At 37.4% G+C, this 8,655-nt stretch carries 7 protein-coding genes; 2 read left to right on the top strand and 5 right to left on the bottom strand.

Annotated features, from left to right (window positions below; genetic code table 11):
- Window positions 1-14: 14 nt before the first annotated feature.
- Window positions 15-338 carry a hypothetical protein gene (locus D6734_00505; protein RMF98341.1) on the top strand — a complete coding sequence of 108 codons (324 nt, stop codon included), beginning with the start codon at window positions 15-17 and terminating at the stop codon, window positions 336-338.
- A 127-nt stretch (window positions 339-465) separates the two neighbouring features.
- Entirely contained in the window at window positions 466-1,845 is a 1,380-nt protein-coding gene (locus D6734_00500; protein ID RMF98340.1) for a radical SAM protein, read from the top strand.
- Between the two features lie 61 nt (window positions 1,846-1,906).
- Here D6734_00500 and D6734_00495 read toward each other — a convergent pair whose 3' ends face one another.
- The 5 genes from D6734_00495 to glnA form a co-directional block, all read right to left on the bottom strand.
- A complete protein-coding gene (locus tag D6734_00495; protein RMF98342.1) occupies window positions 1,907-2,662 on the bottom strand; it encodes a hypothetical protein in 756 nt (251 codons plus the stop codon).
- 78 nt (window positions 2,663-2,740) lie between these two features.
- On the bottom strand, window positions 2,741-4,246 hold the full coding sequence (locus D6734_00490; GenBank protein ID RMF98339.1) for an FMN-binding glutamate synthase family protein: 1,506 nt from the start codon (window positions 4,244-4,246) through the stop codon (window positions 2,741-2,743).
- A 2-nt stretch (window positions 4,247-4,248) separates the two neighbouring features.
- Window positions 4,249-5,346 carry a hypothetical protein gene (locus tag D6734_00485; protein ID RMF98338.1) on the bottom strand — a complete coding sequence of 366 codons (1,098 nt, stop codon included), beginning with the start codon at window positions 5,344-5,346 and terminating at the stop codon, window positions 4,249-4,251.
- Window positions 5,336-6,709, bottom strand: a complete 1,374-nt coding sequence (locus D6734_00480; GenBank protein RMF98337.1) for a 4Fe-4S dicluster domain-containing protein — start codon at window positions 6,707-6,709, stop codon at window positions 5,336-5,338. The genes D6734_00485 and D6734_00480 overlap by 11 nt, the downstream gene beginning before the upstream one ends.
- A 220-nt stretch (window positions 6,710-6,929) precedes the next feature.
- Window positions 6,930-8,342 carry a type I glutamate--ammonia ligase gene (glnA, locus tag D6734_00475; protein ID RMF98336.1) on the bottom strand — a complete coding sequence of 471 codons (1,413 nt, stop codon included), beginning with the start codon at window positions 8,340-8,342 and terminating at the stop codon, window positions 6,930-6,932.
- Between the last annotated feature and the right edge of the window lie 313 nt (window positions 8,343-8,655).

Genomic DNA, 8,655 nt, shown 5'->3' with positions numbered 1-8,655 from the left:
TCTGTACAGAGATTGTGAAAAGCATTAATTCTTTTGATTTTAAAAGAAATCTAAGAAAATATCTCAATGAAAACAGATTGAATAATTTGGATTTTTTAAAAAAATATGAATCAATCATCATAGACGGCATTAAGCACTATAGGGTTAAATATGATGAGCAAAGAAGAAGAGCGTTGGATTCTGCAGAAAGCTTCTGGAGCTATGTCAAGAGAAGGTTGTCGAAATTCAATGGAATACCTAAGAAAGCGTTCTATCTGCATTTAAAGGAGAGCGAATTTAGATATAATGAAAAAGATAAGATTTATGAAAAACTGCTTAAAATTTGGAAAAAGTTCTAATCAAGGACAAGAAAAAGAGTAACAAAATTATTTTAAAGAATATTTATGCACTACATAGATTCAATACCTTCGTTATAGAAAGTTGGAAACTAAAAATTGTGATTTCTGAACTTTTAAAGGAGGGAGGATGTCTATGAATAGTGTAAGAGATATTAAAGATTCCTTTTACAGACAAACTTTCAAGTATTTAGCAAATTTTTCTAATCATATTTCTGATGAAAAACTAATATCTTCTTTAAGTCCTTATATAAATGCCATTCAATATGAAGAAGGGCGCGATTTTTTAAAGAGTATAATATTAAACAGCAAACGCTTCTTTCCCAAATGTTCAAAACCCGTAAGAGAAAAAATGGCAGTCAACCTTTTTTGCAATCTTGGATTTTTGAGTACAAAAAGAAGGGAAGATTTTTTGAAGAGAGAAGGTTTTTATCCACCTCTTTTGATGGTAATAAGCCCAACAATGCGCTGTAATCTACAATGTTATGGTTGTTATTCAGGCAATTACAGCAAAGAAAACGATTTGCCCTTTGATGTGATTGATAGAGTCATTACAGAAGGGAAAAGATATGGCATTTATTTTGTTGTCATTTCAGGCGGAGAGCCATTTTTAAGAGATGATATTCTGGATATATTTGAAAAACATCCGGATGTATATTTTCAGGTTTATAATAATGGTTCGATGATTTTGAAAAAAGACCTTCCCTCAAAATTATCAAAGCTTGGAAATGTTCTTCCCTGTATAAGTGTAGAAGGATTTGAAAAAGAAACCGATAGGAGGAGAGGCAAAGGGACATTTAATAATATTCTTGATGCAATGAGTGCCTTAAAAGATGCGGGCTGTTTATACGGTATTTCAGTTACGACAACGAGAGAAAATAATGAACTTGTTTCAAGTGAAGAATTCGTAGATTTTTGGATTGAAAAAGGATGCTTTATTGCTTGGTATTTTAGCTATATGCCCATTGGCAGATGTCCTTCCCTTGATTTAATGCCTACTGCAAGACAGAGAATGGAAAGAAGGGAAAGGATAATGGAGATGAGGAAAAGAAAACCCATTGTCCTTGCCGACTTCTGGAATGACGGTCCATCAGTTGGCGGATGCATTTCTGCGCGTGTATATTTTCATATAAATTCCAATGGAGATGTAGAACCTTGTGTTTTTTCACAATTTGCAGTCGACAACATAAAAGAAAAAACACTTGTGGAAGTTTTGAAATCAGACTTCTTTAAAGCTATTAGAGAAAAGCAGGAGGGCATTACGAATCGCTTAAAACCTTGCCTAATTATCGATAATCCCAATGTACTTCGTGAGGTTGTTCATAGCTGTAATGCAAAAGCTACTCAAGATGGAGGAGAAGCACTAGTAACAGATATGGCGCCTGAGCTCGATAAATATGCAGAAGAATTTGGCAAGATAGCTGATGAAGTATGGCGGCGCGACTATTTAAGCAAGGAGAATATCAGAGAATCTATTCAAGAACCACAGCATTCAGTATCAGGAAATTAACTGGAATTTTTGAAAGAAAATCCTCCTCACTTTTGATGTGAGGGGGATTTTTTATTATTCTTTAGTAACTATAAAGTTTTCCGTAAGGCCTATGGCTTATGGGGACAATCTTTGTAAATGGTTTTGACATTATTTCATCAAAATCTAAGTCAAGGTCATCAGCATATTCCTTTAAGATTTTTCCAAATTCTTGCATATCCTTTTCAGTAAAATCCACAATTCCAACCTCTTTGCCTAGTGTCCTTTCATCGACTTCACCGCGTATGTATATAACTCCTCCATGCATGCCTGTACCTAAATAATCACCGGTTAGGGGTCTATTATCATTTTCATCGAGTCCTAAAACGGCAAGAACTCCTCCTGCCATATATTCACCTAAAAAATCACCTGCTCTTCCGCCACAGATGATATATGGCACGGTGTTTTTATAAGCTTTCATATGAATTCCAACTCTGTATCCTACATCACCTTTTATGAAAATCTTGCCTCCTCTCATTCCATATCCAATGACATCGCTTGAATGTCCCTTGACAATTACTTTACCATTGTTCATCGTATTGCCTACTGCATCTTGTGCATTATCGTTGACGATAATTGTAGGTCCATTCATAAATGCTGCAAGGTCATTCCCCGGTACACCATTAATTACAATGGTTACCTTTGCCTCAATCCCATCTCCAATATAGCGCTGACCATTTACATTATTGAGATGAATTTCTTTACATTTTAGATTGTAAATAGCATCACGGATTTTTTCATTTAATTCTCTGTAATAGATACCTTTTGCGTCTATTACTATTTTTTCACGCTTTTCCATTTTTCCTTTTCCGTTGTCCGGTTCGATTCTCCCTGACTCTATCAAAGTATCTGCATCCATTTTCTTATTTCTCAAATATTATTTTCCTGCCGGTTTTACACCCAAAATATCCAATGTTTGAGCGTCTAAACCAATACCTCTCAATCTTTCTCTACTGCCGCGCAGAGATTCAATAGCATTAAGTCCAAGACTTCCTAAAACTTCTTTTATTTCAAATTTCCATGCTTTGAGCATATTAATAAGTCTTTCGGCAGCAATTTCAGGGTCAAGCCTTCTTGCTAATTCAGGCCTTTGTGTTGCAATTCCCCATGCGCATTTACCCATATGGCATGTTTGGCAAACTCTGCATCCAATTGCTACTAGAGCCGCTGTGCCAATCGCAACGGCATCTGCACCAAGAGCTATTGCTTTAATTGCGTCTGCACTTGACCTAATACTGCCTGCCGCTATAATTGATGCTTGATTTCTTATTCCTTCTTCACGCAGTCTGTCATCAACTGCCGCAAGGGCAAGTTCCAATGGTATTCCAACATGGTCCCTAACAATCTTGGGAGAAGCACCAGTACCTCCCCTGAAACCGTCTAAATAAACTATATCAGCACCAGCGCGGACAATACCGCTTACAATGGCTGCAACATTATGGACAGTTGCAATCTTAACTGATACCGGCTTGTAATTAGTTGCTTCCTTTATTGCATAAATCAACTGCCTGAGATCCTCGATGGAGTAAATGTCATGATGAGGAGCAGGTGATAATGCATCGGTGCCTATTGGTATCATACGAGTTTTTGAAATGTCAAGTCCGACTTTTTCTCCCGGCAAATGGCCACCTATTCCCGGTTTTGCTCCTTGGCCTATTTTTATATCGACTGCAATTCCTCTCTTAAGATATTCGGCATGAACGCCAAATCGTCCTGATGCGCATTGCACAATCATATAGTCACTATAATCATACAAATCCTTATGAAGTCCGCCCTCTCCTGTATGCATAACAATGCCCATTTCCTTTGCAGTCATCGCCATTGCTTTATGGGCATTCAAACTAATGGAACCATAAGACATAGGTGAGAAAACAACGGGCATTTCAAGTTTTATATTTTTGGGAGGTTTTTCTTTTAATTTAATTTTTCCGTCGGCTGTTTCTTCAAACTGCAAAGAATCAGGTTTTTTCCCTAAATATGTCCTCAATTCCATCGGTTCTCTTAATGGATCGATAGAAGGATTTGTAACTTGACAGGCATCAAGGACTAAATGGTCCCAAATAATCTGATAGGGCAAATCATTCCCCATACCAGTAAGAGGAATGCCTCCTGTTTCTGCCTGTTTCCAAATATCTAAACGATGCCTGTTGGTCCAGTTGAAACTTTCTTTGAAATCAACAGGGTTTTTTCGTACAGTTATTACATTTTCAGGACAGAAAACGATACATCTGTGACATGCAACACATTTAAAGTGGTCGGCAACCACTCTATCGCTGAAACTAAGCGCTTCGTAACTGCAATTCATTATACAGCGCTTACACCGCCTGCATCTTGTATGGTCTATTTCGACTCTAAACTCTGGAATAAGGTAGCTTTTTCTCATTTTTAATTCTTTTCATCACTATTCAGGTTAACAATTACTGGTTCTCCTGCTCTTGGATACCACACTCTTTCCGGCTTTGGACAAATTTCCCTGATTGCTGATTCTTCTGATGCCATATAAACCATATCTCCATTTTCTGCGCAAACAAGTGGACGCAGTTTTATTCTATCATTAAGCCCTATCAGACCATTGCTGTGTCCAAATAGAATTGCAAAAGGTCCATTCAAAAGAGCACTACCATATACCATTCTCAACCATGTATAAGCCTCTCTTTCTTCTTCTGGAAGCGCATCGATATCTTTCCAAAAAGGTGCTGCAAGGGCTTTACAGGCAATGTTGAAGCTAATGCCATGCTTTCTTACCATTAAGTCAAAAAGATAAGCTACAACTTCCGTATCCGTTAAAAGTGTGCAGCTGTATCCAAACATCTCTAAATATCTTTTGTTTATGCCATATGATGAAATTTCACCGTTGTGGACAATTGACCAGTCGAGAAGCGTAAATGGATGCGCACCACCCCACCAGCCGGGAGTATTTGTAGGGAATCTATTGTGAGCAGTCCAAATGTAGCCTGCATAATCTTCAAGCATATAGAATTCAGCAATTTCTGATGGGAAACCAACTCCTTTAAAAGCGCCCATGTTTTTCCCACTTGAAAACACATATGCTCCTTCAATACTCGAATTGATATTCATTACAGTGCGCACGACAAAATCATCGCCTTCGAGCTCAGCAAATTGGGAATCAGGCCTCTTATCCTTTGGCTTAACAAAATATCTGTAAAGCATAGGATGATAGACAATATTTTCAGTCTTTTTATGTGGAATTCTTTCCTGCTTAGCTATCTCATAGTTTGCTTCAATGAAGGATTCTGCAATGTCTTTTGCAGTGCCGTGATCATACATTATATGAAACGCATAATAATCGCTATAATCAGGATAAATTCCGTATGCGGCAAATCCTGCGCCAAGTCCGTTACCCCTATCCTTCATAGGACAAATAGACTTGATAATTACTTCACCGGGAATTCTTTTTTTGCTTCGACTAATCAGTCCTGACAGCCCGCATCCTGATATGTCTTTTTGGTAATTATGGTTCATTTAAAATTTCATCTCCCTCATTTTCTTTTTTTGAACGAATTGCTTCAATCATCTTTTTCCAGTCTTCAAAACCGCTTGATGGAGTATCTGGAAGATTAAACTTTTTCCTTTGAGCTTTTGAAGGTTCGCCTATTTTGCTTGTTTTTTCGAACATTTCAATACCTTTTTTTGCAGGAGCAGGCCTTTTCCCCTTTTCCCCTGCAAAATGTTTTAGGGTAGTAAATACTTTTTCCATTCCAAATCCTTGAGGACACAGCTCGCTGCAAGTATGGCATTCAAGGCATTCCCAGATGGCGTTATCTTCCATTGCTTCTTCGATTTTTCCATCCAACACTTTCCCCATTATTGTAACAGGGTCATATTTATCAAGAAGCTTGACTGATGGACAATCATCCAAGCAAGCTCTGCATTCATAGCATTTCCTCAATGCTTCTAAATCAAAATATTCTTTTACTTTTCCTGCCTTTTCTTTTTCTTCGTTCCATCTCTTGAAGAAACTTTCTGTATTTATCCTGTGCCCTTCCAATCCCAATTCTTTTGGGTCAATCCCCAATGCCAATCCTAAAAGTTCTGATACATAAAACACCGGGATTTCAAATTCTTCACCGTTTCTTTGCATTAGAAACTGCTGATTATCAAATTGTTTGAAGCAGTTCGGACATGCAACAGCAAGTGCATCTACATTCAAACGAGTCGTTTCAATAAGTTTTTGTCTTGTTACTGCAAAACCTTCATCCATATTGCCAATATTGGTTAATTCTCCCCCACAGCAAAGCATTTTGCTTGGATAGTTTACATTTGTTGCTCCAAGTGATTTTATAAGTTGGTCGAACTTTTTTGGAACAAGGGGATCGTCAAACTCTATAGCAGATGAGGGACGCGTCATATGGCATCCCGGATGCACTGCTATTTTTAATCCGTTCAAAGAGGATTTAACGCGATTTTTTATGGTGTCAGCACCAATAACATCGTGTAAGAACTCAACTATATGCTTTACATCAACGCCACCTTCATAATGAAGGCCGATATGACCCAAACCTTTGTTTACTTTTTTTCTAATTTCTAAATCGTGGTCGAGATCTTCCTTTACTTTTTTTAATGTGCTGAAACAGCCATTACAGGCTTGAATAAGAGTTAATGGTTTCCCGGCGTTCTTTCTCGCCACTGCTAAATTCCTTGCTGCAGTCAAATACCAAACCTCTTCACTCATATTGCCTATGAGCGCTCTTTCAGGGCAACACGTGAATCCATCGATATCTATTATTTGGATTTCCAGCTCTTCGAAAACCCTTCTTAAAGATTTTTCGATAAAGGGGTATCGCGCTGGTATTTGACAGCCCCAAAAAATCGCATTTAAAGCCATATTTTACCCTTCAAATAATTTTTGTGATAAAAACCCTTTTATTTCGTAAATTAAAAAAACACTGTTGTCAAGCAAACGAGGGTAGATGATGTGACAACAAGGGCACCAAAATTATACAAAACCAATAAAAACAAAACACAACCGACTCTTTTATCAAGAAGAGCCGGCAGTGTTCTATTTAGTAAAGAAATATCTAAACTTTTTCTCGTCTTTACCTTATTTAAATATCAAAGTAAAGAGCAAATTCATATGGATGAGGTCTCAATCTCATTGCATCGACTTCATTGGTTCTTTTATACTCAATCCACATATCAATTGCATCTTGAGTGAAAACATCACCTTTTAAAAGGTACTCATTATCCTCTTCAAGAGCATTTAGTGCTTCTTCAAGTGAAGCTGGCACTGATGGTACACCTGCCAACTCTTCAGGTCCTAATTCGTAGATGTCTTTGTCAAGAGGTTCTCCCGGATTGATTTTGTTTTCTATTCCGTCGAGTCCTGCCATCAATAGGGCTGCAAATGCCAAGTAGCCGTTGCATGAGGGGTCAGGGAATCTGACTTCGATCCTCTTTGCCTTTGGACTGGGAGAATACATTGGAATTCTTATGCTTGCGCTTCTATTTCTTGAGGAATAGGCAAGATTGACGGGTGCTTCAAATCCCGGTACAAGTCTTTTATATGAATTTGTTGTAGGTGCTACAAAGGCACAAACCGAAGGTGCATGCTTAATAATGCCGCCTATGAAATACATAGCCAATTCACTCATTCCACCATATTCATTCCCTGCAAAGAGTGGTTCTCCATTCTTCCACAATGAAATATGGGTGTGCATTCCAGAGCCATTGTCTCTAAATACCGGTTTTGGCATAAAAGTAACTGTTTTGTTATGTCTTCTTGCTACATTCTTGACAATATATTTGTACCACATCAAATTGTCAGCAGTGGCAGTCAATGTATTGTATTTCATATCAATTTCTGCCTGTCCTGAAGTAGCCACTTCGTGGTGCTGACATTCAATCTCGATTCCTACCTTCTGCATTTCAAGAACCATTTCTGTCCTTAAATCCTGCAAGCTGTCAGTAGGAGGTACTGGGAAATATCCCTCTTTGTAGCGAGGTTTATATCCAAGATTTGGATTTTCCTCTTTTCCGCTATTCCAGCGGCCTTCAGATGAGTCGAGAAAATAAAAACCTTGATGTTCATTTTGATCGAATCGGATGTCATCGAGTATAAAAAATTCAGCTTCAGGACCAAAGTAAGATGTATCTGCAATTTGTGTCGATCTTAAATAACTCTCTGCTTTCTGAGCAATATTCCTTGGATCTCTTGAATATTTTTCTTTTGTAATTGGATCTACTATGTTGCAAATAAGAACAAGAGTTGGATACTTTAATATTGGATCAACCATTGCTGTTGCGGGATCTGGGATTACAAGCATATCACTTGCGTTGATTGGCTGCCATCCCCTAATACTTGAGCCGTCAAAACCGAACCCTTCTTCAAAACTGTTTTCATTAAACTCTGATACAGGCACTGAAAAATGCTGCCAAACACCGGGGAAATCCATAAAACGCAAATCAATCATTTGAATGTTGTTTTCTTTGATAATTTCCATCACATCTTTGGGACTCATTTGGTAACTCCTTTTTAAAATTAAAGTTTCTCATTGTAATTGAATATACCCAACCTACAAACTATAAGACACTTGATGCAAAAATTATGCCAATTTTTTATAAAAAATAAGTATTTGATTTTACTGAATATTTTTTTAAGGAGAAAGATTAGTTGTTCAATTATTTACCATTTAGAAAAAAACAATGTTCAATATTTGAACAGTATTTCTTCTCTTTTACCATATTGAAGCAGTCGTATTATATTAGAATTTCAATATTTTCAATGCGAAGCTTTTTTTCTTTATGCTCTGATTGATTATAATATCTTTTCTT

The sequence above is a fragment of the Candidatus Schekmanbacteria bacterium genome (assembly GCA_003695725.1).
GTDB lineage: Bacteria > Schekmanbacteria > GWA2-38-11 > GWA2-38-11 > J061 > J061.
The sequence above is the reverse complement of the archived record's forward strand: the minus strand, read 5'-3'. Positions and strand labels throughout refer to the sequence as shown.

Coding starts and splice junctions, on each gene's coding strand:
- D6734_00500 (RMF98340.1), top strand. CDS start 466: ATGTCTATGAATAGTGTAAGAGATATTAAAGATTCCTTTTACAGACAA.
- D6734_00495 (RMF98342.1), bottom strand. CDS start 2,662: ATGGAAAAGCGTGAAAAAATAGTAATAGACGCAAAAGGTATCTATTAC.
- D6734_00485 (RMF98338.1), bottom strand. CDS start 5,346: ATGAACCATAATTACCAAAAAGACATATCAGGATGCGGGCTGTCAGGA.
- D6734_00490 (RMF98339.1), bottom strand. CDS start 4,246: ATGAGAAAAAGCTACCTTATTCCAGAGTTTAGAGTCGAAATAGACCAT.
- glnA (RMF98336.1), bottom strand. CDS start 8,342: ATGAGTCCCAAAGATGTGATGGAAATTATCAAAGAAAACAACATTCAA.
- D6734_00480 (RMF98337.1), bottom strand. CDS start 6,709: ATGGCTTTAAATGCGATTTTTTGGGGCTGTCAAATACCAGCGCGATAC.